At 69.4% G+C, this 24,853-nt stretch carries 27 protein-coding genes; 14 read left to right on the top strand and 13 right to left on the bottom strand.

Annotation, left to right across the window (positions count from 1 at the left end; translation table 11 throughout):
* Window positions 1–105 precede the first annotated feature (105 nt).
* The 3 genes from ACFPZJ_RS09070 to ACFPZJ_RS09060 all read right to left on the bottom strand — a co-directional run bounded on the left by ACFPZJ_RS09070 (window position 106) and on the right by ACFPZJ_RS09060 (window position 2,843).
* A complete protein-coding gene (locus ACFPZJ_RS09070; protein WP_381019379.1) occupies window positions 106–1,137 on the bottom strand; it encodes an alanine racemase in 1,032 nt (343 codons plus the stop codon).
* A gap of 94 nt (window positions 1,138–1,231) precedes the next feature.
* Window positions 1,232–2,353 (bottom strand): peptidoglycan bridge formation glycyltransferase FemX, encoded by a 1,122-nt coding sequence (gene femX / locus ACFPZJ_RS09065; protein WP_381019377.1) that lies wholly within the window; start codon window positions 2,351–2,353, stop codon window positions 1,232–1,234.
* 172 nt (window positions 2,354–2,525) lie between these two features.
* Window positions 2,526–2,843, bottom strand: coding sequence for a hypothetical protein (locus ACFPZJ_RS09060; protein WP_381019375.1), 318 nt, complete (start codon window positions 2,841–2,843; stop codon window positions 2,526–2,528).
* Between the two features lie 307 nt (window positions 2,844–3,150).
* Here ACFPZJ_RS09060 and rpsF point away from each other — a divergent pair, with 307 nt between their 5' ends.
* From rpsF to rplI, 4 genes are all read left to right on the top strand, one after another.
* Window positions 3,151–3,441, top strand: a complete 291-nt coding sequence (rpsF, locus tag ACFPZJ_RS09055; RefSeq protein ID WP_009189556.1) for a 30S ribosomal protein S6 — start codon at window positions 3,151–3,153, stop codon at window positions 3,439–3,441.
* A gap of 73 nt (window positions 3,442–3,514) precedes the next feature.
* Window positions 3,515–4,099: a single-stranded DNA-binding protein gene (locus ACFPZJ_RS09050; RefSeq protein ID WP_381019374.1), complete on the top strand. Its 585-nt coding sequence runs from the start codon at window positions 3,515–3,517 to the stop codon at window positions 4,097–4,099.
* 80 nt (window positions 4,100–4,179) lie between these two features.
* Window positions 4,180–4,416 (top strand): 30S ribosomal protein S18, encoded by a 237-nt coding sequence (gene rpsR / locus ACFPZJ_RS09045; RefSeq protein WP_003949403.1) that lies wholly within the window; start codon window positions 4,180–4,182, stop codon window positions 4,414–4,416.
* Window positions 4,417–4,434: 18 nt separating this feature from the next.
* A complete protein-coding gene (rplI, locus tag ACFPZJ_RS09040) occupies window positions 4,435–4,881 on the top strand; it encodes a 50S ribosomal protein L9 (RefSeq protein WP_381019372.1) in 447 nt (148 codons plus the stop codon).
* Window positions 4,882–5,015: 134 nt separating this feature from the next.
* Here rplI and ACFPZJ_RS09035 read toward each other — a convergent pair whose 3' ends face one another.
* Complete coding sequence (locus ACFPZJ_RS09035) at window positions 5,016–6,353, bottom strand: MATE family efflux transporter (protein ID WP_381019370.1); 1,338 nt, start codon at window positions 6,351–6,353, stop codon at window positions 5,016–5,018.
* A gap of 459 nt (window positions 6,354–6,812) precedes the next feature.
* Here ACFPZJ_RS09035 and dnaB point away from each other — a divergent pair, with 459 nt between their 5' ends.
* Both dnaB and ACFPZJ_RS09025 read left to right on the top strand, forming a co-directional pair.
* Window positions 6,813–8,291 (top strand): replicative DNA helicase, encoded by a 1,479-nt coding sequence (gene dnaB / locus ACFPZJ_RS09030; RefSeq protein ID WP_381019368.1) that lies wholly within the window; start codon window positions 6,813–6,815, stop codon window positions 8,289–8,291.
* A gap of 59 nt (window positions 8,292–8,350) precedes the next feature.
* On the top strand, window positions 8,351–9,736 hold the full coding sequence (locus ACFPZJ_RS09025) for a serine hydrolase domain-containing protein (protein WP_381019366.1): 1,386 nt from the start codon (window positions 8,351–8,353) through the stop codon (window positions 9,734–9,736).
* A 56-nt stretch (window positions 9,737–9,792) separates the two neighbouring features.
* Here ACFPZJ_RS09025 and ACFPZJ_RS09020 read toward each other — a convergent pair whose 3' ends face one another.
* Both ACFPZJ_RS09020 and ACFPZJ_RS09015 read right to left on the bottom strand, forming a co-directional pair.
* Window positions 9,793–10,245, bottom strand: a complete 453-nt coding sequence (locus ACFPZJ_RS09020) for a GNAT family N-acetyltransferase (protein ID WP_381019365.1) — start codon at window positions 10,243–10,245, stop codon at window positions 9,793–9,795.
* Between the two features lie 38 nt (window positions 10,246–10,283).
* Window positions 10,284–10,748 (bottom strand): MarR family winged helix-turn-helix transcriptional regulator, encoded by a 465-nt coding sequence (locus tag ACFPZJ_RS09015; protein ID WP_381019363.1) that lies wholly within the window; start codon window positions 10,746–10,748, stop codon window positions 10,284–10,286.
* A gap of 143 nt (window positions 10,749–10,891) precedes the next feature.
* Here ACFPZJ_RS09015 and ACFPZJ_RS09010 point away from each other — a divergent pair, with 143 nt between their 5' ends.
* Window positions 10,892–12,100, top strand: a complete 1,209-nt coding sequence (locus ACFPZJ_RS09010; RefSeq protein WP_381019362.1) for an MFS transporter — start codon at window positions 10,892–10,894, stop codon at window positions 12,098–12,100.
* 108 nt (window positions 12,101–12,208) lie between these two features.
* A complete protein-coding gene (locus ACFPZJ_RS09005) occupies window positions 12,209–12,625 on the top strand; it encodes a GlcG/HbpS family heme-binding protein (RefSeq protein WP_381019360.1) in 417 nt (138 codons plus the stop codon).
* Between the two features lie 90 nt (window positions 12,626–12,715).
* Here the strand turns inward: ACFPZJ_RS09005 and ACFPZJ_RS09000 are convergent, their stop codons facing one another.
* The gene (locus ACFPZJ_RS09000) at window positions 12,716–13,582 is read right to left on the bottom strand and encodes a GNAT family N-acetyltransferase (protein WP_381019358.1); all 867 of its coding nucleotides are present in this window, start codon (window positions 13,580–13,582) and stop codon (window positions 12,716–12,718) included.
* A gap of 190 nt (window positions 13,583–13,772) precedes the next feature.
* Here ACFPZJ_RS09000 and ACFPZJ_RS08995 point away from each other — a divergent pair, with 190 nt between their 5' ends.
* Both ACFPZJ_RS08995 and ACFPZJ_RS08990 read left to right on the top strand, forming a co-directional pair.
* Window positions 13,773–14,405, top strand: coding sequence for an HAD family hydrolase (locus ACFPZJ_RS08995; protein ID WP_381019356.1), 633 nt, complete (start codon window positions 13,773–13,775; stop codon window positions 14,403–14,405).
* A 395-nt stretch (window positions 14,406–14,800) separates the two neighbouring features.
* Window positions 14,801–16,606, top strand: a complete 1,806-nt coding sequence (locus ACFPZJ_RS08990; protein WP_381019354.1) for a globin domain-containing protein — start codon at window positions 14,801–14,803, stop codon at window positions 16,604–16,606.
* Window positions 16,607–16,615: 9 nt separating this feature from the next.
* Here the strand turns inward: ACFPZJ_RS08990 and ACFPZJ_RS08985 are convergent, their stop codons facing one another.
* From ACFPZJ_RS08985 to ACFPZJ_RS08965, 5 genes are all read right to left on the bottom strand, one after another.
* A complete protein-coding gene (locus ACFPZJ_RS08985; protein ID WP_053660775.1) occupies window positions 16,616–17,098 on the bottom strand; it encodes an NUDIX domain-containing protein in 483 nt (160 codons plus the stop codon).
* Window positions 17,099–17,186: 88 nt separating this feature from the next.
* Complete coding sequence (locus ACFPZJ_RS08980) at window positions 17,187–18,092, bottom strand: LysR family transcriptional regulator (RefSeq protein ID WP_381019352.1); 906 nt, start codon at window positions 18,090–18,092, stop codon at window positions 17,187–17,189.
* Between the two features lie 221 nt (window positions 18,093–18,313).
* Window positions 18,314–19,546 carry a cystathionine gamma-lyase gene (locus tag ACFPZJ_RS08975; protein WP_381019350.1) on the bottom strand — a complete coding sequence of 411 codons (1,233 nt, stop codon included), beginning with the start codon at window positions 19,544–19,546 and terminating at the stop codon, window positions 18,314–18,316.
* Window positions 19,543–20,028, bottom strand: coding sequence for a low molecular weight protein-tyrosine-phosphatase (locus tag ACFPZJ_RS08970; RefSeq protein WP_381019348.1), 486 nt, complete (start codon window positions 20,026–20,028; stop codon window positions 19,543–19,545). The genes ACFPZJ_RS08975 and ACFPZJ_RS08970 overlap by 4 nt, the downstream gene beginning before the upstream one ends.
* An 8-nt stretch (window positions 20,029–20,036) precedes the next feature.
* On the bottom strand, window positions 20,037–20,414 hold the full coding sequence (locus tag ACFPZJ_RS08965; protein WP_381019346.1) for a phage holin family protein: 378 nt from the start codon (window positions 20,412–20,414) through the stop codon (window positions 20,037–20,039).
* A 58-nt stretch (window positions 20,415–20,472) separates the two neighbouring features.
* On the opposite strand from ACFPZJ_RS08965, the gene ACFPZJ_RS08960 reads away from it, so the two are divergent.
* From ACFPZJ_RS08960 to ACFPZJ_RS08945, 4 genes are all read left to right on the top strand, one after another.
* Window positions 20,473–20,790: a cupin domain-containing protein gene (locus ACFPZJ_RS08960; RefSeq protein WP_381019345.1), complete on the top strand. Its 318-nt coding sequence runs from the start codon at window positions 20,473–20,475 to the stop codon at window positions 20,788–20,790.
* 192 nt (window positions 20,791–20,982) lie between these two features.
* The gene (locus tag ACFPZJ_RS08955) at window positions 20,983–21,195 is read left to right on the top strand and encodes a DUF5326 family protein (protein WP_381019343.1); all 213 of its coding nucleotides are present in this window, start codon (window positions 20,983–20,985) and stop codon (window positions 21,193–21,195) included.
* A 318-nt stretch (window positions 21,196–21,513) separates the two neighbouring features.
* Window positions 21,514–22,227 carry an IclR family transcriptional regulator gene (locus tag ACFPZJ_RS08950; protein ID WP_381020136.1) on the top strand — a complete coding sequence of 238 codons (714 nt, stop codon included), beginning with the start codon at window positions 21,514–21,516 and terminating at the stop codon, window positions 22,225–22,227.
* Between the two features lie 98 nt (window positions 22,228–22,325).
* Complete coding sequence (locus tag ACFPZJ_RS08945; protein ID WP_381019342.1) at window positions 22,326–22,760, top strand: SsgA family sporulation/cell division regulator; 435 nt, start codon at window positions 22,326–22,328, stop codon at window positions 22,758–22,760.
* Window positions 22,761–22,865: 105 nt separating this feature from the next.
* On the opposite strand, the gene ACFPZJ_RS08940 is transcribed toward ACFPZJ_RS08945, so the two are convergent.
* A complete protein-coding gene (locus tag ACFPZJ_RS08940; RefSeq protein ID WP_381019340.1) occupies window positions 22,866–24,728 on the bottom strand; it encodes a YibE/F family protein in 1,863 nt (620 codons plus the stop codon).
* Window positions 24,729–24,853 lie beyond the last annotated feature (125 nt).

Here is a 24,853-nt window from a genome sequence, read left to right as displayed (position 1 = left end):
CGGTTCACGCTGAGCGAACGACCGCCGGACCGCCTGGGGAAAGAGCATGCGACAAGGCCGTACACGGAGCCTCCGTGTACGGCCTTGTTGCTGTTCCCGCGTCGCTCAGCGGTCCACGAGCCGGTCGAACTGTGTGGTGGTGTGCCGCAGGTGGGCGACCAGTTCCTCGCCGACCTTGGGCTCCGGCGCGTCCGCCGGTACGAAGAGGATCGAGACCTGCATGTGCGGCGGCTCGGCGAACCAGCGCTGCTTGCCGCCCCAGACGAACGGAGAAAGGTTCCGGTTGACCGTGGCGAGGCCGGCGCGGGCGACGCCCTTGGCGCGCGGCATGACGCCGTGCATCGCCTTGGGAGCCTCCAGGCCCACCCCGTGCGACGTACCGCCCGCCACGACCACCAGGAAGCCGTCGGAGGCCGCCTTCTGCTGCCGGTAGCCGAAGCGGTCGCCCTTGGCGACGCGCGTGACGTCCAGCACCGCGCCGCGGTACTCGGTGGCCTCGTGGTCGCCCAGCCACAGCCGCGTGCCGATGCGGGCACGGAACCGGGTCTGCGGGAACTGCTGCTGCAGCCGGGCGAGTTCGTCGGCCTTGAGATGGCTGACGAACATGGTGTGCAGCGGCAGCCGAGCCGCGCGCAGCCGGTCCATCCAGCCGATGACCTCCTCGACGGCGTCGGAGCCGTCGGTGCGGTCCAGCGGCAGGTGGATGGCGAAGCCCTCCAAGCGGACGTTCTCTATGGCGGCGTGCAACTGGGGCAGGTCCTGCTCGCTGATGCCGTGCCGCTTCATCGAGGACATCACCTCGATGACCACACGGGCGCCCACGAGGCCGTACACGCCGTCGACCGACGACACCGACCGCACGACCCGGTCGGGCAGCGGCACGGGCTCCTCGCCCCGCCGGTACGGCGTCAGGACCAGGAGGTCACCGCTGAAGAAGTCCTTGATCCGGGCGGCCTCGTAGGTGGTGCCGACCGCGAGGACGTCCGCGCCCAGCCGTGTGGCCTCCTCGGCCAGCCGCTCGTGCCCGAAGCCGTAGCCGTTGCCCTTGCAGACCGGCACGAGCCCGGGGAACTGCTCCTGCACGTGCTTGTGGTGCGCCCGCCAGCGCGCGGTGTCGACGTAGAGCGTGAGCGCCATGGCCGGACCTGGAACCTTTCTCGTGGCTGCGGTGTATCAGAGGTATGGGAGCGATTGAAGCAGTTCGGGAGCTACCGGAGTGCCGGCCGCGAGGTCAGCGGCGCGACATGTAGATGTCGAGCGCCTTGTGGAGCAGCTTGTTCAGCGGGAAGTCCCACTCGCCGAGGTACTCGGCCGCCTGGCCGCCCGTGCCCACTTTGAACTGGATCAGCCCGAAGAGGTGGTCGGTCTCGTCCAGCGAGTCGGAGATGCCCCGCAGGTCGTAGACGGTGGCGCCGAGCGCGTAGGCGTCGCGCAGCATCCGCCACTGCATCGCGTTCGAGGGCCGGACCTCACGGCCGATGTTGTCGGAGGCGCCGTAGGAGTACCAGACGTGCCCACCGACAATCAGCATCGTCGCCGCCGACAGGTTCACGCCGTTGTGCCGGGCGAAGTACAGCCGCATCCGGTTCGGGTCCTCGGTGTTGAGAGCCGTCCACATGCGCTGGAAATACGACAGCGGACGCGGCCGGAAATGGTCGCGCACCGCCGTGATCTCGTACAGCCGCTGCCACTCGGCCAGGTCCTCGTAACCGCCCTGGACGACCTCGACGCCGGCCTTCTCGGCCTTCTTGATGTTGCGGCGCCACAGCTGGTTGAAGTTCTTGTGCACCTCTTCCAGGGAGCGGTTCGCCAGCGGCACCTGGTAGACGTAGCGGGGCTGGACGTCGCCGAAACCGGCGCCGCCGTCCTCGCCCTGCTGCCAGCCCATGCGGCGCAGCTTGTCGGCGACCTCGAAGGCGCGGGGCTCGATGAAGTCGGCCTCCAGGTCGCGCAGACGCTTCACGTCCGGGTCCTGGATGCCCTTCTTGATGGTCGAGGCCTCCCAGCGCCGGATGATCACCGGCGGGCCCATCTTCACGGAGAAGGCGCCCTGCTGCTTCAGGTGCGCCAGCATCGGCTCGATCCACTCCTGGAGATTTGGCGCGAACCAGTTGATGACCGGGCCCTCGGGCAGATAGGCGAGGTAGCGCTTGATCTTGGGCAGCTGCCGGTAGAGCACGAGACCCGCACCGACCAGCTCGCCGGTCCGGTCGTCGAACCAGCCGAGGTTCTCCGAGCGCCACTCCGCCTTCACATCCGCCCATGCCGGGACCTGCATGTGGCTCGCCGACGGCAGGCTCTGGATGTAGGCCAGATGCTGCTCGCGACTGATGGTCCTCAGGGTCAGGCTCATTCGGGGCGCTCCTCGGGCTGGTGTGTCCCCATGGGTACAGGGGCTCCGGCTCTAGCGCCGAAGCCTACTGCGCCTTCTGCGCGCCCCGGTTGGGCGTACGGAACCTTCGCCCCGGCCGGTGGGCGGTCGGGGCGCTGGGCGGTGTTCGATTTGCGGGACGGTGTCCGTGGCGTCAGTCGAGGAGCCCACCGAAGAGGCCGCCGTGCGCCATGCCGAGGAAGAAGCCGACTCCCGCGGCGCCGAGGCCGAGGATCAGGAAGAAGCGTTCGCGGGTCGTCACCGAGACCCACTGGCCGTACGCGCCGGTGAGGATGCCCAGCAGGCCGGTCCAGGAGCTCAGCAGGTGCAGGTCGTCGTCGATGAGGGCCGTGACGAACGACATGATGCCCAGTACCAGAGTCACCGCGAGCAGAGTGTCCTGGAGGGGGTGGGGCTTGCCGTCCGTGGCGAAGAGGCCTCCGGCGGTGTTGGGTCGCATTGCCTGTGCCATGGGGCACCTCCTGCGAAAGGGCGGCGCATCGTAGCGCCATACACACCCGATGCGTACAGATTGGCGGCCCTCGCGGCCGGATTTCAACCGGAAGCCGCTGTGCGGGTACTCTGTACCGTCTGCACCGGTGTCTGCCCAGTCAGCGCCAGGAACATGTCTGGATCCCTCCCGGCGACCTGGGGAAACCACCGCCCGACCTCGATTGTCAGTGGCGGCTGTTTTACTGACGGACACTGTTGCGTACGCATCACAACCCTCCTGCCACGGAACGACCGTGGCCGCTGAGTCCAAAGGAGGTGGGTTCCACATGCGTCACTACGAGGTGATGGTCATCCTCGACCCCGATCTCGAGGAGCGCTCTGTCTCCCCGCTGATCGAGAACTTCCTTTCTGTCGTCCGTGACGGTGGCGGAAAGGTCGAGAAGGTCGACACCTGGGGCCGTCGTCGTCTCGCGTACGAGATCAAGAAGAAGCCCGAGGGCATCTACTCGGTCATCGACCTGCAGGCCGAGCCTGCGGTCGTCAAGGAGCTCGACCGCCAGATGAACCTGAACGAGTCGGTCCTCCGGACCAAGGTCCTCCGCCCCGAGACCCACTGAGCTCTCCCGCTCAGCTGATCTCGGGTTCGAGTAGCACAAGCAGCCAGCAGCAAACCCGCCGAGAGGTTCCCCCATGGCAGGCGAGACCGTCATCACGGTCATCGGCAATCTTGTCGACGACCCCGAGCTGCGCTTCACCCCTTCCGGTGCGGCGGTCGCGAAGTTCCGTGTCGCGTCCACTCCCCGCACCTTCGACCGCCAGACGAACGAGTGGAAGGACGGCGAGAGCCTGTTCCTGACCTGCTCGGTCTGGCGTCAGGCGGCGGAGAACGTCGCCGAGTCGCTCCAGCGAGGCATGCGCGTCATCGTGCAGGGCCGGCTGAAGCAGCGGTCCTACGAAGACCGTGAGGGTGTCAAGCGCACGGTCTACGAGCTGGACGTCGAGGAAGTCGGTCCCAGCCTGCGCAACGCCACGGCCAAGGTCACCAAGACCTCCGGTCGCGGTGGACAGGGCGGTTACGGCGGCGGTGGCGGCCAGGGTGGCGGCGGCTGGGGCGGCGGCCCCGGTGGCGGCCAGCAGGGCGGCGCCGCTCCGGCCGACGACCCGTGGGCGACCGGCGCTCCCGCCGGTGGCGGCCAGGGCGGCGGCCAGGGTGGCGGCGGCTGGGGCGGAGGCTCCGGCGGCGGTGGCGGCTACTCGGACGAGCCCCCCTTCTAGGCCTTCGGGCCAGGGCCTGCGGGCCCGGCCGGGTCGAGGGCGGGTCGTACCCAAACTTCTTGATCACACAGGAGAAACACATGGCGAAGCCGCCTGTGCGCAAGCCGAAGAAGAAGGTTTGCGCATTCTGCAAGGACAAGGTCACGTACGTGGACTACAAGGACACGAACATGCTGCGGAAGTTCATTTCCGACCGCGGCAAGATCCGTGCCCGCCGCGTGACCGGCAACTGCACGCAGCATCAGCGTGACGTCGCCACGGCCGTCAAGAACAGCCGTGAGATGGCGCTGCTGCCCTACACCTCCACCGCGCGTTAAGGGAAGGGTGACCGACTCATGAAGATCATCCTCACCCACGAGGTCACTGGCCTCGGTGCCGCGGGCGACGTCGTCGACGTCAAGGACGGTTACGCTCGCAACTACCTGATCCCGCGGAAGTTCGCGATCCGCTGGACCAAGGGCGGCGAGAAGGACGTCGAGCAGATCCGTCGTGCTCGCAAGATCCACGAGATCCAGACCATCGAGCAGGCCAACCAGGTGAAGGCTCAGCTCGAGGGCGTCAAGGTCCGCCTGGCGGTCCGCGCCGGCGATGCCGGTCGTCTCTTCGGTTCCGTCACCCCGGCTGACATCGCCTCGGCGATCAAGGCCGCTGGTGGCCCCGAGGTCGACAAGCGCCGCATCGAGGTCGCCGCGCCGATCAAGACGCTGGGCGCTCACGAGACGTCCGTGCGTCTGCACCCCGAGGTTGCCGCCAAGGTCAACATCGAGGTCGTCGCTGCCTGAGCGTGCGTGCGCTGAAGCAGTGAGGGGCCGCACCCTTCCGGGGTGCGGCCCCTTCGCTTGTTTCACGTGAAACACCGCGTTCTTCGATGTTTCACGTGAAACGGTCCTCATCGGATCGGTAGTCGCAGAGGATGTCAGCGCGTCGCTCCGGTCACCAGCCAGCGGCCCGAACGGGTGCGGAGCCACAGGGTCAGCATCCGAACGGTCATCATCAGCGTCATGGCGGCCCACAGCGCGGTGAGCCCGCCACCGACCGTCGGCACGAGCAGGGCGACCGGGGTGAACACCGCCAGGGTGAGCAGCATGGCCCACGCCAGATAGGGTCCGTCGCCCGCGCCCATCAGGACTCCGTCCAGGACGAAAACGATGCCGGAGATCGGCTGCGCTACCGCCACGATCACCAGAGCGGGCAGGGCGATGTCCTTGACCGCCGAGTCGCTGGTGAACAGGGGCAGGTACGCCGGTCGAGTGAGGACGACCAGTAGGCCAAGAACGACCCCCGCCGCGATGCCCCACTCGACCATCCGGCGGCACACGGCACGGGCGCCCTGGACATCACCCGCGCCGAGATAGCGCCCGATGATGGCCTGTCCCGCGATGGCGATGGCGTCCAGGGCGAAGGCGAGCAGGCTCCACAGTGACAGGATGATTTGGTGCGCCGCGATGTCGGCGTCTCCCAGGCGGGCTGCTACGGCAGTCGCGATCATCAGGATCGCCCGCAGCGAGAGGGTGCGGACCAGCAGAGGGACACCTGCTTGTGCGGAAGCCCTGATCCCTGCGGCGTCCGGACGCAGTGAGGCGCCGTGCCTGCGGGCCCCGCGCAGGACCACGACGAGGTAGGCCGCGGCCATGCCGCACTGGGCGATGACGGTGCCCCAGGCGGAGCCCGCGATGCCGAGGCCGGCACCGTAGACCAGTCCGACGTTGAGGGCGGCGTTGGCGAGGAAACCGGCGATGGCCACGTAGAGCGGCGTCCTGGTGTCCTGCAGTCCTCGCAGGACACCGGTCGCGGCGAGGACGACCAGCATGGCCGGTATGCCGAGTGAGGAGATCCGCAGATAGGTGGTCGCGTACGGGGCTGCTGTGTCCGAGGCGCCGAAGAGATCCACCAGGGCGGGTGCCATGGGCAGGACGACGGCGATGACAGCGGCGCCGAGCAGCAGCGCGAGCCAGATGCCGTCCATGCCCTGGCGGATGGCGGCCCGCAGGTCACCCGCGCCGACCCGTCGGGCCACCGCGGCCGTGGTGGCGTAGGCGAGGAAGACGAAGACGCTGACCGCCGTCATCAGAAGGGCCGAGGCGACGCCGAGTCCGGCGAGCTGTGCCGTGCCGAGATGGCCGACGATCGCACTGTCGGCCAGGACGAACAGGGGCTCGGCGACAAGGGCGCCGAAGGCCGGAACGGCCAGCGCGACGATCTCGCGGTCGTGCTGTCGCCGGGTGGCTCGGGGGCGCGCGGGGGCCTGTGTCATGTGCACCAATCTAATCGTCCACAGGTAAGAGATGCAAAGCATTTGCGCCCCTTACTGGGTGCCCTGAGGTGTGCACTCCTGTGCGCGGTTCGGAGCGATCTTGGCCCTCCTGGGGAAGTTTTTCTTCTGCACAGCCCGTGGACGGCAAAGCCGCAGGTCAGCGCCTATCTTCAGGGAGGAGTGCGGGCTTGTTCACAAGCCTGTCCACCGGGTCGTGCACAGGTTTCGCCGAGTTCTCCACAGCATTGGGGCCGTCGTCCACATGGCCTGTGGATAACCAGATTGGCTGAAGGTGCCGAGGGGCCTACGGTGGTCCGGCGCCTGCTCCGTCCGCCGGAACACGAATCGACACAAAACCGGCGTGCCGTAACCGGAGTTGGGACTCTCAGTTGTCAGTGCCGTGCCGTAGAAATGAGGGGCACGGTTAGGTCCGCTCGGCGGACGGGAGGAGGTGGCTCGGTGAGCATTTCCGAGCCCTTGGACGACCCGTGGGCCGACAGCGGTCCCAGTGATCGTCTGCCCGCCTCCCGCCGCCGTGGTGACGGCGTCCGGAACCGTGACGAGCAGCACGAACGGGGCCGGGACAACGGGGTGTGGGACGGCGGGGGCTCGTCGTTCGAGCGCGTACCGCCGCAGGACCTCGAGGCCGAGCAGTCCGTCCTCGGCGGCATGCTGCTGTCCAAGGACGCCATCGCGGACGTCGTCGAGACCCTCAAGGGCCACGACTTCTACAAGCCGGCCCACGAGACGATCTACCAGGCCATCCTCGACGTCTACGCGAAGGGCGAGCCGGCCGACCCCATCACGATCGCAGCCGAGCTCACCAAGCGCGGTGAGATCAACAAGGTCGGCGGGGCCGCGTATCTGCACACCCTTGTCCAGACCGTGCCGACGGCGGCCAACGCCGCGTACTACGCGGAGATCGTCCACGAGCGCGCCGTCCTGCGCCGCCTGGTCGAGGCCGGTACGCGGATCACGCAGATGGGATACGCGGCCGACGACGACGTGGACGAGATCGTCAACCGCGCCCAGGCCGAGATCTACGCGGTCACCGAACAGCGCACGAGCGAGGATTACCTGCCGCTCGGCGACATCATGGAGGGCGCGCTCGACGAGATCGAGGCGATCGGCTCACGCAGCGGTGAGATGACCGGTGTGCCCACGGGCTTCACGGACTTCGACTCGCTCACCAACGGCCTGCACCCGGGCCAGATGATCGTCATCGCCGCGCGTCCCGCGATGGGCAAGTCGACGCTCGCGCTCGACTTCGCGCGGGCGGCGTCGATCAAGCACAACCTGCCGAGCGTCATCTTCTCCCTTGAAATGGGACGCAACGAGATCGCGATGCGTCTGCTCTCCGCCGAGGCCCGGGTCGCCCTGCACCACATGCGGTCCGGCACGATGACGGACGAGGACTGGACCCGCCTGGCCCGCCGGATGCCCGACGTCTCGGCTGCCCCGCTCTACATCGACGACTCCCCGAACCTGTCGATGATGGAGATCCGCGCCAAGTGCCGCCGTCTGAAGCAGCGCAACGACCTGAAGCTGGTGGTCATCGACTACCTCCAGCTGATGCAGTCCGGCGGATCCAAACGCGCCGAGAGCCGCCAGCAGGAGGTCTCGGACATGTCCCGTAACCTCAAGCTGCTCGCCAAGGAGCTGGAGATCCCGGTCATCGCGCTCTCGCAGCTCAACCGTGGTCCCGAGCAGCGCACCGACAAAAAGCCGATGGTCTCCGACCTGCGTGAGTCGGGCTCCATCGAGCAGGACGCCGACATGGTCATCCTGCTGCACCGTGAGGACGCCTACGAGAAGGAGTCGCCGCGCGCGGGCGAGGCCGACCTGATCGTGGCCAAGCACCGAAACGGCCCGACGGCGACCATCACGGTCGCCTTCCAGGGGCATTACTCGCGGTTCGTGGACATGGCACAGACCTGATCGGCGTCCCCCCTCCAAATCCCCTCGACGCGGGGGGCCGGGACAGGTGGACTGAGCCCATGACGACATCTCACGAGGGGTTGCTTGCCGGCACCCGCCGCGCGTTGCTGCACCGGATTGCCGTCGCCCAGGCCGAAGGGCGCGCGCCGTCGCTCGTCGCGGCCGTCGTACGGGACGGAAAGCCCGTGTGGACGGGGGCGCGGACGTGTGTCGAGGGACACGGGCCGGACGAGAACGTGCAGTACCGGATCGGTTCGATCACCAAGACGTTCACCGCCGTCCTCGTGCTTCGGCTGCGCGACGAGGGACTGTTCGATCTCGCGGACCCATTGGAGAAACATCTGCCGGGCACCGGCGTGGGGGAGGCGACCATCGCCGAACTGCTCGCGCACACGGCAGGGCTGGCGGCCGAGACGCCCGGGCCGTGGTGGGAGCGCAGCCCCGGATCACTGCGGCCCGGACTGACCGACATCCTGGGGGAGCAACCGCTGCTGCACCCGGCCGGGCGGCGGTTCCACTACTCCAACCCGGGATACGCGTTGCTCGGTGCGCTCATCGAGAAGCTGCGCGGTGCTCCCTGGGAGGAGGTTCTTCGGCGTGAACTGCTCGAACCCCTGGGCCTGGATCGGACAAGCGCGCGGCCACAGGCGCCGCACGCGGGCGGCTGGGCAGTACATCCGTGGGCCGATGTGATGCTGCCCGAGCCCGCCGAGGACCTCGGGAGGATGGCGCCGGCAGGACAACTGTGGTCCACAGCCGGTGACTTGGCGCGATTCGCGGCCTTCCTTGCCCGAGGCGACGAGCGGGTGCTGAGCAAGGAGTCGCTGCTGGAGATGAGGACGCCAGCAGCTCCCGTCGAGGTCGCGGACGTGGCGAGCGGTTACGCGTACTGCCTGGGCCTGGAGATCCGCCACCACTGCGGACACACCCTCGTCGGCCACACGGGATCGCTGCCGGGATTCCTCGCGTGTCTCACGATGAGCGTCGACGACGATGTGGCGGCAGTCGTGCTGGCCAACTGCACCTCAGGGCCGCTGCCGTTCGCCGTCGCAGCCGATCTCGTACGCATCGTCGCCGAGGCAGAGCCGCGCATTCCCAGTTCCTGGCAGCCGCTGTCCGACGTCGACCCGGCGGTGCTGGAGTTGGCGGGGCAGTGGTACTGGGGAACGTACGCCTTCGCTCTGCGCCTGACGGCTGACGGGCTCGTCTCCCTGGAGCCGCTGTCCGGCAATGGCCGCCGGTCGCGGTTCCACCCGAACGGCGACGGCACGTGGACGGGGCTGGGAGGCTACTACGCCGGAGAGACCCTCAAGGCCGTACGGCGGCCCGACGGGTCCGTGAGCCATCTGGACCTCGGATCGTTCGTGTTCACCCGTCAGCCGTACGACGAAGAGGCTCCTGTGCCCGGCGGGGTCGATCCCGAGGGGTGGCGCGGGATCGGGTAGGCAGCGGGAACGTGCGAGGGCCTGTGTTTCACGTGAAACACAGGCCCTCGGGTCTGTCACAGCGGGAGCTTGAAACCTACGTGTGAGGCCGTGAAACCGAGCCGTTCGTAGAAGCGGTGGGCATCGATGCGAGTGGCGTCCGAGGTCAGCTGGACCAGTCGGCATCCCTGGCGCCGGGATTCGTCGATCGCCCACTGGATGAGTTGCGCTCCCAGGCCGCTGCCGCGTTCATCGGCGTGGATGCGGACGGCTTCGATGATCGATCGAGTGGCACCGCGCCGGGACAGGCCGGGAACGATCGTGAGCTGGAGCGTGCCGACGACACGGCCCACGCGCACCGCGACGACCAGGTGCTGGTTGGAGTCGGCGCTGAGCCGCTCAAGGGCGGTCAGGTACGGAGCGAGGTCATCCGGGGACTCTCGCTGGGCGCCCAGCGGGTCATCGGCGAGCATGCCGACGATGGCGGGGACGTCGTCGGCGACCGCGGCGCGTATCTCAAGATCTCCCATGGCCGCACCCTACGTGCGGACGGCCGCCGGGGACGGGCCTACGCGGGCACCGGTGCCTTCAGCGTCTCCACGACCCGGACCAGCGGGGCCAGCTCCGGGTTCTTGGCGGCCTCGTCCAGGGCTTCGCGCAGGGCGGTGTCGTTGGTGGGCCGCGCCTCCTCCAAAAGCTTCAGGCCCGATTCGGTGACGTTCGTGTAGATGCCGCGACGGTCGGTGGGGCACAGGTAGCGCTCGAGAAGCCCGCGGTCCTCCAGGCGCGTGACCAGGCGCGTGGTAGCGCTCTGGCTGAGGACGACCGCGTCGGCGACCTGCTTCATCTGCAGATGGCCCCCCTCGCCCTCGTGCTGTCGGCTGAGCACGTCGAGCAGGGAGTACTCGCGCACGCTCAGGTCGTGCTTCGACTGCAGGGCGCGCTCGATGTGGGCCTCGATCCTTCCGTGCAGCAGGGAGAGGGCGCACCAGCCCTGGGCGAGGGCGGTGAGCGCGGGGTCGGTCGCTGTCATGGGCGTTTCCTCCGTCCCGGGGCGGCTGACACCAGGATAGAGCAGCGTCGCAATAGTCTTCGTTTGCATATATCCCGCGTCTGCAACTATTGTGGGCGCACGCAAAGCGCTCCTGCAATCTTTTGGGAAGGTGTACCCCCCTCATGCCTCTCGCGCTCCTGGCCCTCGCGATCGGGGCCTTCGGAATCGGAACGACCGAGTTCGTGATCATGGGCTTGCTGCCCGAGGTCGCGGGCGACTTCGGGGTCTCCATCCCCACGGCCGGCTACCTCGTGACCGGCTACGCGCTCGGCGTCGTGTTCGGCGCCCCGTTGATGACCGTGCTGGGCACCAAGGTCTCCCGCAAGCGGATGCTGATGCTGCTGATGGGCCTGTTCATCGTCGGCAACCTGCTCTCCGCCCTCGCTCCCGCCTTCGCCGTCATGCTGATCGGCCGGGTGGTCGCCTCGCTCGCACACGGTGCCTTCTTCGGCATCGGATCGGTGGTCGCGGCCGACCTGGTCGCTCCCGACAAGAAGGCCGGAGCCATCGCGATGATGTTCACCGGTCTGACCGTCGCCAACGTGGTCGGCGTCCCGCTGGGCACACTCGTCGGCCAGTCCGTCGGCTGGCGCGTCACCTTCGGTGTCGTCACCGCGCTCGGTGTCATCGGCCTGTTCGGCATCGCCAGGCTCGTCCCGGACGTCCCCAAGCCGGAGGGGGTGCGTCTACGGCACGAACTGGCCGCCTTCAAGAACGCCCAGGTCCTGCTCGCCATGGCGATGACCGTCCTGGGCTTCGGCGGAGTCTTCGCCGCCATCACCTACATCGCGCCGATGATGACCCACGTCGCCGGCTTCGCCGACGGCTCCGTCACCTGGCTGCTGGTCCTCTTCGGCCTCGGCATGGTCGGCGGCAACCTCGTCGGCGGCCGCTTCGCCGACCGCGCACTGATGCCCATGCTGTACGTCTCCCTGGGCGCGCTGGCCGTCGTCCTCGCGCTCTTCACGCTGACCGCGCACCACAAGCTCCTCGCGGCCGTCACGATCGCGCTGATCGGTGCACTGGGCTTCGCCACCGTGCCGCCGCTGCAGAAGCGCGTCCTCGACCAGGCGCACGGCGCCCCCACGCTGGCCTCCGCCGTGAACATCGGTGCCTTCAACCTCGGCAACGCGCTCGCCGCGTGGCTCGGCGGCCTCGTGATCGCGGCGGGTCTCGGCTACACCGCCCCCAACTGGGTCGGGGCCGTCCTCGCCGGGGCCGCTCTGCTTCTGGCCTTCCTCTCGGCCGCCCTCGAGCGGCGCGACAACGCCCCCAGCACGGCCGTCGCGAACTCTGCGCCCGCGGAGCCGCAGGCCGTCGTCCGCCACTGAACAGCGAGCCGGACGGACGCGGGGCCAGGCCGTCCCCGCGTCCCCCGGCTCGGCCCCCTGTCACAACCAGCCGGCACCGCCTGGCACCAGTCCTAGGAGAACCACCTCATGACCACCACCGTCACTCCGCTGACCACCCAGGACGCCGAGGTCCTGTTGACCGCCGCGCGCCGTGCCGCCGACGCCGCGGGGGTGACGGTCAGCGTCACCGTCCTCGACGCCGGCGGTCATCTGCTGGCCTTTCGGCGTGACGACCGCGCCGTGCTGATCTCCGGCGAGACCAGCACCCGCAAGGCGTACACCGCCCTCCAGCTCGACGCGCCCACCGCCGACCTCGTCGATGCCGTGCAGTCCGGAGGCCTCTTCCACACCCTGCCCACCGCGCTCGACCGGCCCCTGCTGTTCATCGCCGGTGGTGTGCCGGTGCACCGTGACGGCCGGCTGATCGGGGCGATCGGCGTCGGTGGCGGCGCACCGGAGCAGGACCACGCCTTCGCCATGACGGCCGTAAAGGCCCTTGCCTGACGACGCCCTTCACCTCGTCACGGCGCTCCACGCAGCGCGAACGCCGGTTCCCGACCGTTTCGGGAGCCGGCGTCGCCGAATCGGTGAGAGTCAGCCCGCCGCGACCGTGACCGGCGCGAAACGCCGTCGCCAGTCACCCGGCAGCTTTGTGATGCCGTACGTCATCACGGCATTGAAGGCGATGGATGCCAGGCTGCGCTCCTTGGCCCACTCCAGCAGTTCTTCGTGCCGCACGTCGATGTCCGTGCGCAGGGGACGGTCCGTGTGGGCGGCGAGCGAGGCGATGAGCGCCTGCGCCGTCGACGTGTCGCGTGCGACGAGCGGACCCACGACCTGGGTGTCCATGTTGGGCCAGGCAGCGGCGTATCCGATCAGCCGCCCGTGCTCCTCGGCGACGCGCAGCTGGTCGGCGAAGGCGGGCAGCCGGGTGATCACGTGTGTGCGGTCGGCGCCGAACACCTCCTCATCGAGCTGGAGGATCGCGGCGAGGTCCTCGGCCGTCGCAGCACGCGTGGACACCTGGGGCTGCGGCCCCACGGGTGTGAAGCGCCCGCGCAGCATCTCCGCCCGGCCGGTGACCTTGAAGCCGAGCTCTTCGTAGAGGGGACGGCCGTAGGGCGTCGCGTGCAGAGTCAGCGGCGTGGTGCCCATCGCCGCAACGACGTGACGCATCAGCCGGCGTCCCACGCCCTGGCGGGCATGGCGTTCGGCGACCAGGACCATGCCGATGGCCGCGAGGTCGGGGTGTTCCTGCGGTCCGTACTCGGTGACGACGCAGGCGCTGACGAGGCCGCCGTCGGGGTCGTCGATGCCGTAGCCCTTGCCCGCGGTGAGAAGGAGTCCCCACTTGTGCTCCTCTCGTGGCCACCCCCGGTCTTCGGACAAGTCGGCGCAGGCGGTGAGATCACGGAGCGTCAGACGGCGGATTGGCAAAGCGGCATGGGAAGGAGTCGGCACGCAGGCAGGCTGTCCGACCGAGGCGCTCGGCGTCCACCGCTTTCCGCAGAGAGACGCGAGCTTTTGGCCAGTCGTGGACTACGGCCATCACATGGACAGGCGACGGCGTTTCACGTGAAACACGTAAGAACAGCGGATGTCCCCTCGTCCCTCGGAGAGGAGAACAGCGCCTGCCGCTAGCCTCGGGCGCATGGCGAGACTTCATCTCTTCGATCTCGACGGCACGTTGCTGCATGGCACCTCCGCGCCTGTGGAGATATCTCGGCAACTCGGGCTCGAAGCCGAGACGATCGCACTTGATCAGGCGATCTCGTCGCGACTGATAGGTCCGCCGGAGTATGCGGATCAGGTATACGCACTCTGGGCAGATCTCACCGAGGCGCATGTGGCCGCGGCCTTCGAAGCGGCCCCCTGGCTGGCCCGTATTCGTGATGTCTGGGCGGAGCTGCGAAGGCGAGGCGACTACTGCGCCGTCGTGTCGCTGTCCCCGGCCTTCTTCGTGGAGCGACTCCTCGACTGGGGTGCGCACGCCGCGTACGGCTCCCGGTTTCCGGCTCTGCCGTTCAGGGAGCCCGTGGATCCGGCCGGAGTTCTCAACGCGGCGGCCAAGGTCCGGATCGCTGACCGGCTGTGCAGGGAGTTCGGTGTGACCCGTGCCGACTGCGTCGCCTATGGTGACTCGCTCTCGGACATGGACCTGTTCGCTGCGGTTCCGATCTCCGTCGCGGTCAATGGGAGTCCCCATCTGTCGGGCCTCGCGACCCACTCGTACACGGGGAAGGATCTGTGGGAAGCCTATGAATTGGTGTGCGGCGCCCGGTAATTGGCGGAACCGACGGTTCGCACCGCTCCCTCATTCGTGACGGGGGCAGGGGGGACTTGTGTGCGTGGCGGCGGCCGGTATCGTCGACTCCGGTTCGCGTTCGGGATGAGGTGCACACATCCGATGCGAGCCGACAGCAGGGCAATGGAGCCTAACGGGATGGAGAGATCGAACGCCCACATTTCCGGTTATGCGGCCGAGGCGCCCCTGGGGGTGGGAGGCTGGGCGAGAGTACTGCGGCCAATGTCACACTCTCGCCTTACTTGTCCGTACGGAGTCGGAATGCGGGTTGAATGTGGCCGCAATGGCCGCGACACCGGACGGAGAGAGCCGACCGTCCGCAGGGGGAAAGGCAGGCACCTTCCGACCCAGGAAGTGCGCAGACCGACCGAAAGATGTTCGAGGCGAGGCACACCATGGACGCTCCGACCACCACGTCGGCCGACAACGGCACTTCCGACGGCGGGGGCGGCTGGTTCACGCCGCGCAAGCAGCCGACGCCGACATCGGGTGGTGAGTCCAGCACCTCCGAGGGGCGCCGTCTCGCCACGATACGACCGGTGGGCAGGCCCGCGGCCCACCAGGACTCGCCGACGGACGGCACCGCACGCAGGTCGCCGTCGACCGAGGGTGACCGTGCCGCCGCGACCAGCGAAGCAGGGCGTCCCGCCGCGACCGTCGACCGCCCTTCCTCGACGACCGGAGGCGTGTCGCCTGCTCCAGCAGCTGCGGTCGGCGCCGCACGGCCCCGACCCGGCGCGGACAACGCCTCCCCGGACAGGGTTTCTCCGGACACCGAAGCCCGCGGTGCCGGGGACGATGAGCCGACTCCGGACCGTGGGGCCCTCGCCGCGATAGCGGCGCCCGCCTCCGCGGTCGCACGCCAAGCCGCTCCAGCCGCGCCATCGGGACTCGCCCCGGCCGCACCGCCTCCTGCGCCGTCGACGAACGCTCACGCCCCAGCGTCAGAGATTCCCGTCGGCTCGCCGTTCGCCTCCCCCTCGGTCCCTCCCGCCGGCCCCCGCGTTCCCTTCCAGCGTCCGGCGCCCCCCCTCGCCCCGGCCTCGACACCGGCCGAGGCAGGCGCCTCCCCGGACGCCGTCCTCATCCGCCGGGCCATGGCCGAGATCACGCCCGTGGCCGACAAGGTCACCTCGTACTTCTACGCCCTGCTCTTCGTCCGCCACCCCGACCTGCGGTCACTGTTCCCCGCGGCGATGGACACCCAGCGGGACCGACTGCTCAAGGCGCTGCTCACGGCGGCCGAGCACATCGACAACCAAGAGGTTCTCGTCGAGTACCTGGAGAACCTCGGCCGCGGCCACCGGAAGTACGGCACCCGGGCCGAGCACTATCCGGCCGTCGGCGAGTGCCTCATCGGCGCCCTCAGCAAGTACGCCTCCCACCTGTGGGACGCCGACATGGAGGCGGCCTGGGTCCGGACGTACACCACGATCTCGCAGATCATGATCGACGCTGCGGCCGCGGACGAACTGCGGGCCCCGGCCTGGTGGCACGCCGAGGTCGTCACGCACGACCTGAGAACCCCGGACATCGCCGTCATCACCGTCCGCCCCGACCAGCCCTACCCGTTCCTCGCCGGGCAGTACACGAGCCTGGAGACGCCCTGGTGGCCGCGGATATGGCGGCACTACTCCTTCGCCTCGGCACCCCGGTCCGACGGACTGCTGTCGTTCCACGTGAAGGCCGTCCCGGCCGGCTGGGTCTCCAACGCGCTGGTGCACCGGGCACGACCCGGTGACGTCCTGCGGCTGGGCCCGCCCGCCGGTTCGATGACCGTGGACCACACCACCGACAGCGGACTGCTCTGCCTGGGAGGCGGCACCGGCATCGCCCCCATCAAGGCACTCGTCGAAGACGTCGCCGAACACGGGCAGCGCCGTCCCGTCGAGGTCTTCTACGGCGCGCGCACCGACCAGGATCTGTACGACATCGACACCATGCTCCGGCTGCAGCAGAGTCACCCCTGGCTGTCGGTCCGCGCGATCATCGACGAGCAGGCGCACCAGCAGCTCCCGGACGCGGTACGGGCGTACGGCCCGTGGAACGAGTACGACGCCTATCTCTCGGGTCCGCCCGGAATGATCCGCAACGGTGTGCACGCACTCAGGAACGCCGGCATCCCCGCGGCGCGCATACGCCACGACTCGGTGGAGGAGCTCGTCGCAGCCGGTGACTGACCGGCGGCGTCAGCCCAGGTCGGGGGCGTGCATGGCGCGGACGCCCTCGATATTGCCGTCCAGGTAGTGCCGCAGCGACAGCGGTACGAGATGCACGGACGCGATGCCCACCCGGGTGAACGGCACACGCACGATCTCGTACTCGCCGGCGGGCTCGTCCACCTCGGGGCCGTGCCGCAGGGACGGGTCCATGGACTCCAGGCGGCAGACGAAGAAGTGCTGCACCTTCACACCGGTCGCGCCACCGTCCTCGCCGATGTGCTCCACGGTGTCGACGAAGCAGGGCACCACGTCGGTGATCTTCGCGCCGAGCTCCTCGTACACCTCGCGGTGCAGGGCGTCGACAACGGTCGGGTCGCCCGGCTCGACTCCACCACCGGGGGTGACCCAGTAGGGATCCACACCGGGTTTGGTGCGCTTGATCAGGATCAGGTCGTCACCGTCCAGCAGAACGGCACGGGCGGTGCGCTTGACCACGGGTCGGACGGTCATGGGTGAAATGTGGCCCGGCTGGTTCCACGTGAAACATCGCGAAAAGTCACCGGCCGAGCCCCGAGAGTGAGGCGTGCGCATCAGCCCTTCAGCACCAGTCGGCCGCCGCGCGCTGCAGCCACTCGTGGGCCCGAGCGATGTGCGGCATCGCCAGGGTGCCGGTGCGGACGACCAGGAAGTATGTCCGCAGCGGCGGTACCGCCGGCTCGTGCAGGGCGACGACCTCACCCCGTTCTAGCGCGTCCGCGCACAGATAGCGGGGGAGCACCGCCAGTCCCGCACCCGCGACCGTGCAGGCGAGCACCGCGCGCAGGTCGGGGACGACGACGGTGCCCGGGCCGGCCGGACGGGAGTCGAAGACGGACGCCCAGTAGCGGGAGACGAAGGGCAGCGACTCGTGCACCTCCACCACGGGGGCGTGCTCCAGGACGGGGGCGCCGTTGGGGCCGAGTTTCCCGGTACCGATCTGCTCGGCCCAGTGCGGGGCGGCGACCAGGACGTGCTCCTCGTCGCACAGGGCGGTCGCCGTGAGCAGCGCGCCGCGCGGCCGGGCCGTGCTGATGGCCAGGTCGTGGTGCCCGGCGGCCAGCCCCTCCAGCGTCTCCTCGGCGTTCCCGAAGGAGGCACGCAGGGCGAACTGCTGCCCGTCCTCGCCGGTCAGCTCTGTCAGTGCGGGCAGCGCCCGCTCGGCGGTGAACTCTGGAGGCCCGGCGAGATGCAGCGTCCGTAAGGAGGAGTCGTCGTCGAGGCCGGTCTCGGCTATCTCCACCAGAGCGTCGAGATGCGGCGCGGCCTTGTGGGCGAGCTCGTCCCCGATCGTCGTCGGGGTCACGCCGCGGGCCTGGCGCAAGAACAGGGGGCGGCCCAGTTGCCGCTCCAACGTACGGATCTGGGAGGTGACGGCCGGCTGGGAGAGGCCGAGCAACGCGGCGGCGCGAGTGAAGGAGCCGGCCCGGTGCACGGTCACGAAGGTGCGCAGCAAGGCCAGATCCACAGCACACCCTCCCCTCGCCGCAGCCCCGCTCCCGACCCCCTGGGACGGGCTCAACTATAAATAAGTCGATAGGTCTCTGTCGCTACCGTGATTGGACACTGACAGAGAGTCAACTAGCCTTGTTCGCACGGTTCTTCGCGCGCGGGACCGAGGGCGGTCCGAGCCACGAGGGGGGAGGCTCGGACCGCCGCTGGACGGGCCGGATCACGGTAGGCGCCGACTCAGCCCGCCGATTCGTCGAGTGCGCGCAGCACATCAGCCACCAGGTCCTCGGGATCCTCGGCACCGACCGAGAAGCGGACGAAGCCCTCCGGTACCGCGTCCCCGCCCCAGCGTCCGCGCCGCTCGGCCGTGGACCGCACTCCGCCGAAGCTCGTCGCGTCGTCGACGAGCCGCAGGCACTCCAGAAAACGGTCGGCACGCGCGCGCGTGGGCAGCGTGAAGGACACCACGCACCCATAGCGCCGCATCTGCTGAGAGGCGATCTTGTGGGAGGGGTCGCCGGACAGCCCCGGATAGCGCAGCCCGGTCACCTCGGGCCGCTCGCGCAGCGCCTCCGCGAGCGCCAGCGCGTTGGCGCACTGCCGGTCCACACGCAGCTGGAGCGTGGCGATCGAGCGGTGGGCGAGCCAGGCCTCCATGGGCCCGGGGATCGCGCCCACGATCTTGCGCCAGCGGCGTACGGCGGCCATGGCGTCGGCGTCGCGGCCGGTGACGTATCCCAGGAGGATGTCGCCGTGCCCGGTGAGCTGCTTGGTGCCGCTGGCCACCGAGAAGTCGGCGCCGAGGTCCAGCGGGCGCTGGCCGAGCGGGGTGGCGAGCGTGTTGTCGACGGCGACCAGCGCCCCACGCGCGTGTGCCGCCTCGGCGAGCCGCCGGACGTCGCACACGTCGAGCCCGGGGTTCGACGGGGTCTCGATCCACAGCAGCTTCGCGCCGTCGAGCACGTCGAGCTGGGCGTCACCGCCGGTCGGCGCGGTACGCACCTCGATGCCGTACGTCTCCAGCTGCGCGCGCACCAGAGGCAGGGCCTGGTAGCCGTCACTGGGCAGGACGACCGTGTCCCCGGCGCGCAGCTGGGAGAAGAGCACCGAGGAGATCGCGGCCATGCCGGAGGCGAACACCAGCGTCTCGACGCCGTCCTGCCCGGGCGCCTCCAGCTCGCCGATGGCGCGCTCCAGCAGGGTCCAGGTGGGGTTCTCGTCGCGGCCGTAGGTGTACGGACCGGTGGGGTCGCCCGGCAGATGGAAGTGGGCGGCGAACACGGGGCCCGGCAGGGTCGGCTCGTGCTTGACCGGCTCGGGCAGCCCGGCCCGCACCACGCGCGTGCCGTCACCGACACCACTCGCGTGGCCGGTGGGACGCGGCGCGGCGCCGCCCGCGTGCTCACCGGCATCGCTCCTCGTGGCATCGCCCGCGTGCTCACCGGTGCCGCTCGTCGTGGCATCGCTCATGCGGCTCGTCCTTCCACTTCCTCGCGTACCGCGGCGAGCAGGCCGGCACTGGCTCGCTCCACCATCTCCAGGCACTCGTCGAAGCCGTCCCTGGCCCCGTAATACGGGTCCGGTACGTCGAGGTCGTCACCGGCGGCGGGATCGTACGACCGCAGCAGCCGCACCTTGGCCGCGTCCTGCTCCGTGGGGCGGCGCAGGGCCCTGAGGTGGCCGGCGTCGAGCGCGACGACGAGGTCGAGGCGGGAGAACCAGGACGGCTGGAACTGCCGGGCCGTGTGGTCGAGGGCGTAGCCGTTGTCCTCCAGGACGGCGGCCGCGCGGGGGTCGGCGCCCTCGCCCTCGTGCCAGCCGCCCGTGCCGGCGCTGTCGACCTCGACCAGGTCGGCGAGCCCGGCCTCCTCCACACGCGCGCGGAAGACGGACTCGGCCATCGGGGACCGGCAGATGTTGCCGGTGCAGACGAAGCAGACGCGGTAGGTCATGGCGCTCCTCAGTCCCTGTCGGGCAGGACGACGTTCAGCGCCCAGGACACGACCGAGATGATCAGGCCGCCCACGACGGCCGTCCAGAAGCCCTCCACGTGGAAGCTCAGATCCAGCTTGTCGGCCAGCCACGAGGTGAGCAGCAGCATCAGCGCGTTCACGATCAGGGTGAACAGGCCGAGCGTCAGGATGAGCAGCGGGAGGCTCAGCAGCTTCACGATCGGCTTGACCAGGAAGTTCACCAGGCCGAAGATCAGCGCGACGGCGATCAGGGTGCCGACCTTCTTGCCCGTGCTGTCACCGGTCAGGGTGATCTTGTCGAGCAGCCAGACCGCGACCGCCAGGGCGCCCGCGTTGGCGATCGTCTTGACTAGGAAATTCATCATGTGTCTGATCGTGGCAGACGGGATCGGACCTGAGCAGTGAGGCAGGGGCTACGAGGCGATGAAGGCATTCCGGCTGGACGAACTGGAGGCGGAGCGCGCCGCCAACGAGGGGGCGTACCTCCAGTTCCTGCGGGAGCGGAACATGTCGGTCGGCCTCTACGCCCTGAACGCGGGTGAGCACGACCCCCAGAAGCCGCACAACCAGGACGAGGTGTACTTCGTCGTCAGCGGCCGGGCCTCGATCACCGTGGGCCTGGAGACGACGCAGGTGGCGCGGGGCAGCGTGGTGTACGTCCCCGCGGGTGTCGCCCACAAGTTCCATCACATCAGCGAGGACCTGAGGGTCCTGGTGGTGTTCTCTCCCCCGGAGAGCTGAGCCGCCGCCTCCGGGTTCCCTAGGGGATCGGTCAGGGGAGGACAAGGGGCGTGAGGGCCCCGCTCGGCGGGGTCCCGGTCCTAGCATCGGGTGCAGGACATCTGGAGACTCGGATCTTCCGAGATCTTCCGAGTCCCGGACCAGTCGACAAGACCCGGCACTCAGGCGGGCGGAGAGGTAAGGACGAGGGCGATGCGAGAGATCTTCACGGCACTGCCGTGGTGGGTGAAGTGGGTCGCGGTGCCGGTCATCGCCCTCGTCGTGTTCGGGGGGCTGATAGCCAGCGTGGTCGGCTTCGTCATCGGGCTGCTCTTCAAGGTGCTGGTCTTCGTCGCCCTGGTCGGTGGACTCATCTACGTCGTACGGAAGTTCACCTCGAGCTCGTCGTCGCGCAGCGACTGGTGAGACCCATGGGAAACCGGTGGGGGTAACAGGAATCACCGGTTCCCTCGGGGGAGGGAAGATGCCCGGAGAGGCCGTCTGCGTGCGGTGGCCGACGGTTAGAGTCCGGAACCCGGCGCGGGGGACACCCCGCGAGCGGCGCACACCCACCCCCGTGTTTCCCCGCACGGGCCGCCCCTCGTGCTTCGGGAGTGACCCTTGGCCACGGCTGACACCGCAACCACCCATCCGCCCTCCGTCCCCCTTCAGCCCCACTCGCCGGCTTCCCTGGAGCCACAGCCACCACCCCCCGGCACCCTCATCGGATCCGTGCAGCGCGCGATGCGCCTGCTGGAGACCGTCGCCCGGCACGAGTACGGGGCCCCCGCCAAACAGCTGGCCCGCGAGACCGGGCTGGCGCTCCCCACGACGTACCACCTGCTGCGCACCCTCGTGCACGAGGGCTATCTGCGCCGCGACAAGGGCTTGTTCTTCCTCGGTGCGGCAGCCGAGCTCCTGAGCAGCAGCGGAGCACGGCAGAAACGTCGCAGCACGGTCGCCGAGGTACTGGGGCACTGGCGCGACGCGATCGGCGTACCCGTGTACTACGCGGTGTACCGCGAGGGTGAAATCGATGTCGTCTGCGTTGCCGACTCGCCGGGCGCTCCGGCGGTCGAGGAGTGGGCCGACTTCCGGGAGACCGGGCATGCGCACGCCATCGGTCAGTGCCTGCTCTCCCAGCTCGACGAGGAGGCCCGCCGCGACCATCTCGAGCGCTATCCGGTGCAGCCCCTCACGCCCTACACGGTCCGTGACAACCACAGCCTGCTGCGGCGTCTGGACCGCTTGTCGCGGACGGAGCCGGTCACCGAGCGCCAGGAATACGCCCTCGGAACGGTGTGCGCGGCGATCCCCATCACCGTCGGCACCACGGCCGCGGCGATGGCCATTTCGCTGCCCGCCCATCAGGCCGACCGGCTGCTGCCCGCGGCGGAACGACTGCAGAACGAGATGGGGCGGCTGCTGGGGTCGCTCGCGCTCTCTATCAGTATCTGAAAACTCACTCCTTGTGATCTGCTGTGTACGTTCAGCAAGATTCCAGCAAGTTGTCAGGGGTCGGTCCCGGCCAGTCCACGGCGAATGACGGGGTAGCGATGCGCGAGTCCGTACAGGCAGAGGTCATGATGAGCTTTCTCGTGTCCGAGGAGCTCTCCTTCCGCATTCCGGTGGAACTGCGCTACGAGACCTGTGATCCGTATGCGGTGCGGCTGACCTTCCACCTGCCCGGTGACGCCCCGGTGACCTGGGCCTTCGGCCGGGAGTTGCTGATCGACGGGGTGGGCCGGCCCTGCGGCGAGGGCGACGTGCGGGTCTCACCCGTCGAACCCGACGATCTCACCGAGGTGCTGATCCGGCTTCAGGTCGGCGGCGACCAGGCGCTGTTCCGCTCGTCGACGGCACCGCTCGTGGCCTTCCTGGACCGCACCGACAAGCTGGTGCCGCTCGGTCAGGAGGGATCGCTGGCCGACTTCGACGCCCATCTCGACGAGGCCCTGGACCGCATCCTGGCCGAGCAGGGCGCCGGGTGAAGCGTTACGGCAACCGGGTGGTGCTGCCGTAACGCTTCACCGGGCGTCGTCCCGGAGTACAGGAACGCTTCTGCGTGTGTGCGGCCTGTCTCGGCCGCCCAGGCCTCAGTGCTTGCGCCGGCGGCCCCGTCCGCCTCGTCCGGCGGTCTGACGGGCGTCCGACGCCGACACCCCCTGGGGCTGTCCCGGGCGGTCGGCCGAGACCACCAGCGCCGCCAGGGCCGTCGTCACGGGAACAGAGGCGACCAGTCCGATCGAACCGACCAGCGTGCGCACGATCTCCTCCGCGACCAGCTCGCTGTTGGCGACCGTGCCCACGCTGCTCTGGGCGATGGAGAACAGCAGCAGCAACGGCAGCGCGGCGCCCGCGTAGGCCAGGACGAGCGTGTTGACGACGGACGCGATGTGGTCACGACCGATGCGGATGCCGGCGCGGTACAGGCCGCGCCAGCCCATCGACGGGTTGGCCTCGTGCAGCTCCCAGACCGCCGACGTCTGTGTGACCGTCACGTCGTCCAGCACACCGAGCGAGCCGATGATGACGCCGGCGAGCAGCAGACCGCTCATGTCGATCTCGGGGTACAGCCCGTGGATGAGACCGGTGTTGTCGTCCGTGTTGCCGGTGAGCGCGGCCCAGCCGATGAACAGCGAGCCGAGGACACCGATCAGCAGCAGCGAGATCAGGGTGCCGAGCACGGCCACGGACGTACGGGCCGACAGTCCGTGGCACAGGTACAGCGCGATCAGCATGATGGCGCTCGACCCCACGACCGCCACGACCAGCGGGTTCGAGCCCTGCAGGATCGCGGGCAGCATGAAGAAGTTCAGCAGCAGGAAGCTGATGGCCAGCGCCACCAGCGCCATGACACCCCGCAGCCGCCCGACGGCCACGACGGCGAGCGCGAAGATGCCGGCGAGCAGCGCCATGGGGAACCGGCGGTTGACGTCGGCGACCGAGTACTGCAGGTCCCGCGGCGCGGAGGGCTCGTAGGCGACCACGACCTCCTGGCCCTGGTGCAGTTGCCGGGACTGGTCCGGCTGGACGAGCTCCGTGAACGTACGGCCCTTGTCCTTGCCGGTGTCGACCCGGATCGTCGCCCTCTTGCAGGTGCCGTTCTCCTGTTGCACCGCCGAGGAACCCTCGGCGGTGGAGGTGTCGCCGGTCGGGGGGACGCCCGAGGCCCCGGCCTCCTTGCAGCTCACCTCGACCACCTTGGTGACCGTGGCGTGCTGCGTCTGCCGGTCGAAGCCGACCCCGGTGCGCTCGTGCGGCGGGGCGCCGCCCGGCCACAGCACGGCGAGGCCGACCAGCACCGCCGCGGCGAACGGGATGAGGACAGCGGCGATGACCTTGCGCAGGTGCTGGGAGACGGGTGCGGCCGGGCCGTGGACGTGACTGTGCGAGTGGCCGTGCCCGCCGCCTGGTGGGGGGCCGGGGTCGTGACCGTGCCCACCGCCGGAGCCGGAGCCGGAGCCGGAGCCGGGGCCGTGGCCGCTGCCGGATCCCGACCCCGGCCCGTAGCCGCCGCCGGACCCGGAGCCGGGGCCGTAGCCGCCGCCCGAGTGGTGGCCGCCGCCTGCGTTGCGACCGCCGCCTGTGTCCGGACCGTCGTCGGCATGATGGCCGTTCGCGTTCGCGTTCCCGGTTCCCCGGCCCGGGTCGCCGAAGTCCCGGGAGTCGAAGCGGGACCCCTGCGTGTGGTCCCCAGAGTTGAAGCCGGAGCCGTGATCTCCTGCGGAACCGAAGTCGGATCCGCGGCCCCCACCAGGGCCGAAGCCCGAGCCGCGACCCTGGACGATGCCGAAGGCGGAGGACCTGTCGCCGAAAGCACGGCCGTCGCCACGACCACTGTCATGGCCACTGCCCCGGCCGTCTCTCTGGCCGCCCCCAGGCCCGCCGCCGTTTCCGGCGCCGGACCCATGAGGTGGATCGGGCGGTGGGTACGGGGGATGCTGCTTCGTGGTCACCGACCGATCATCGCAAGAACAAGGGGGGCCCTCTGTTCACCGCGCCAGAATTGACGCTAGCGTGGAGGCACCTTTTGTACACGCGGGAGCTCGGAGCACCGGGCTGAGAGGGCGCTGACCTTCGT

The sequence above is a fragment of the Streptomyces bullii genome, from assembly GCF_042657145.1.
GTDB lineage: Bacteria > Actinomycetota > Actinomycetes > Streptomycetales > Streptomycetaceae > Streptomyces > Streptomyces bullii.
Note: the sequence above shows the minus strand (reverse complement) of the source record. Positions and strands in the feature narration are given on the sequence as shown.

Bases quoted from the DNA above. Each gene is read 5' to 3' on its own strand.
- ACFPZJ_RS09070 (WP_381019379.1), bottom strand. From the start codon at position 1,137: ATGGCGCTCACGCTCTACGTCGACACCGCGCGCTGGCGGGCGCACCAC.
- femX (WP_381019377.1), bottom strand. From the start codon at position 2,353: ATGAGCCTGACCCTGAGGACCATCAGTCGCGAGCAGCATCTGGCCTAC.
- ACFPZJ_RS09060 (WP_381019375.1), bottom strand. From the start codon at position 2,843: ATGGCACAGGCAATGCGACCCAACACCGCCGGAGGCCTCTTCGCCACG.
- rpsF (WP_009189556.1), top strand. From the start codon at position 3,151: ATGCGTCACTACGAGGTGATGGTCATCCTCGACCCCGATCTCGAGGAG.
- ACFPZJ_RS09050 (WP_381019374.1), top strand. From the start codon at position 3,515: ATGGCAGGCGAGACCGTCATCACGGTCATCGGCAATCTTGTCGACGAC.
- rpsR (WP_003949403.1), top strand. From the start codon at position 4,180: ATGGCGAAGCCGCCTGTGCGCAAGCCGAAGAAGAAGGTTTGCGCATTC.
- rplI (WP_381019372.1), top strand. From the start codon at position 4,435: ATGAAGATCATCCTCACCCACGAGGTCACTGGCCTCGGTGCCGCGGGC.
- ACFPZJ_RS09035 (WP_381019370.1), bottom strand. From the start codon at position 6,353: ATGACACAGGCCCCCGCGCGCCCCCGAGCCACCCGGCGACAGCACGAC.
- ACFPZJ_RS09025 (WP_381019366.1), top strand. From the start codon at position 8,351: ATGACGACATCTCACGAGGGGTTGCTTGCCGGCACCCGCCGCGCGTTG.
- ACFPZJ_RS09020 (WP_381019365.1), bottom strand. From the start codon at position 10,245: ATGGGAGATCTTGAGATACGCGCCGCGGTCGCCGACGACGTCCCCGCC.
- ACFPZJ_RS09015 (WP_381019363.1), bottom strand. From the start codon at position 10,748: ATGACAGCGACCGACCCCGCGCTCACCGCCCTCGCCCAGGGCTGGTGC.
- ACFPZJ_RS09010 (WP_381019362.1), top strand. From the start codon at position 10,892: ATGCCTCTCGCGCTCCTGGCCCTCGCGATCGGGGCCTTCGGAATCGGA.
- ACFPZJ_RS09005 (WP_381019360.1), top strand. From the start codon at position 12,209: ATGACCACCACCGTCACTCCGCTGACCACCCAGGACGCCGAGGTCCTG.
- ACFPZJ_RS08995 (WP_381019356.1), top strand. From the start codon at position 13,773: ATGGCGAGACTTCATCTCTTCGATCTCGACGGCACGTTGCTGCATGGC.
- ACFPZJ_RS08990 (WP_381019354.1), top strand. From the start codon at position 14,801: ATGTTCGAGGCGAGGCACACCATGGACGCTCCGACCACCACGTCGGCC.
- ACFPZJ_RS08985 (WP_053660775.1), bottom strand. From the start codon at position 17,098: ATGACCGTCCGACCCGTGGTCAAGCGCACCGCCCGTGCCGTTCTGCTG.
- ACFPZJ_RS08975 (WP_381019350.1), bottom strand. From the start codon at position 19,546: ATGAGCGATGCCACGACGAGCGGCACCGGTGAGCACGCGGGCGATGCC.
- ACFPZJ_RS08970 (WP_381019348.1), bottom strand. From the start codon at position 20,028: ATGACCTACCGCGTCTGCTTCGTCTGCACCGGCAACATCTGCCGGTCC.
- ACFPZJ_RS08965 (WP_381019346.1), bottom strand. From the start codon at position 20,414: ATGATGAATTTCCTAGTCAAGACGATCGCCAACGCGGGCGCCCTGGCG.
- ACFPZJ_RS08960 (WP_381019345.1), top strand. From the start codon at position 20,473: ATGAAGGCATTCCGGCTGGACGAACTGGAGGCGGAGCGCGCCGCCAAC.
- ACFPZJ_RS08955 (WP_381019343.1), top strand. From the start codon at position 20,983: ATGCGAGAGATCTTCACGGCACTGCCGTGGTGGGTGAAGTGGGTCGCG.
- ACFPZJ_RS08950 (WP_381020136.1), top strand. From the start codon at position 21,514: ATGCGCCTGCTGGAGACCGTCGCCCGGCACGAGTACGGGGCCCCCGCC.
- ACFPZJ_RS08945 (WP_381019342.1), top strand. From the start codon at position 22,326: ATGCGCGAGTCCGTACAGGCAGAGGTCATGATGAGCTTTCTCGTGTCC.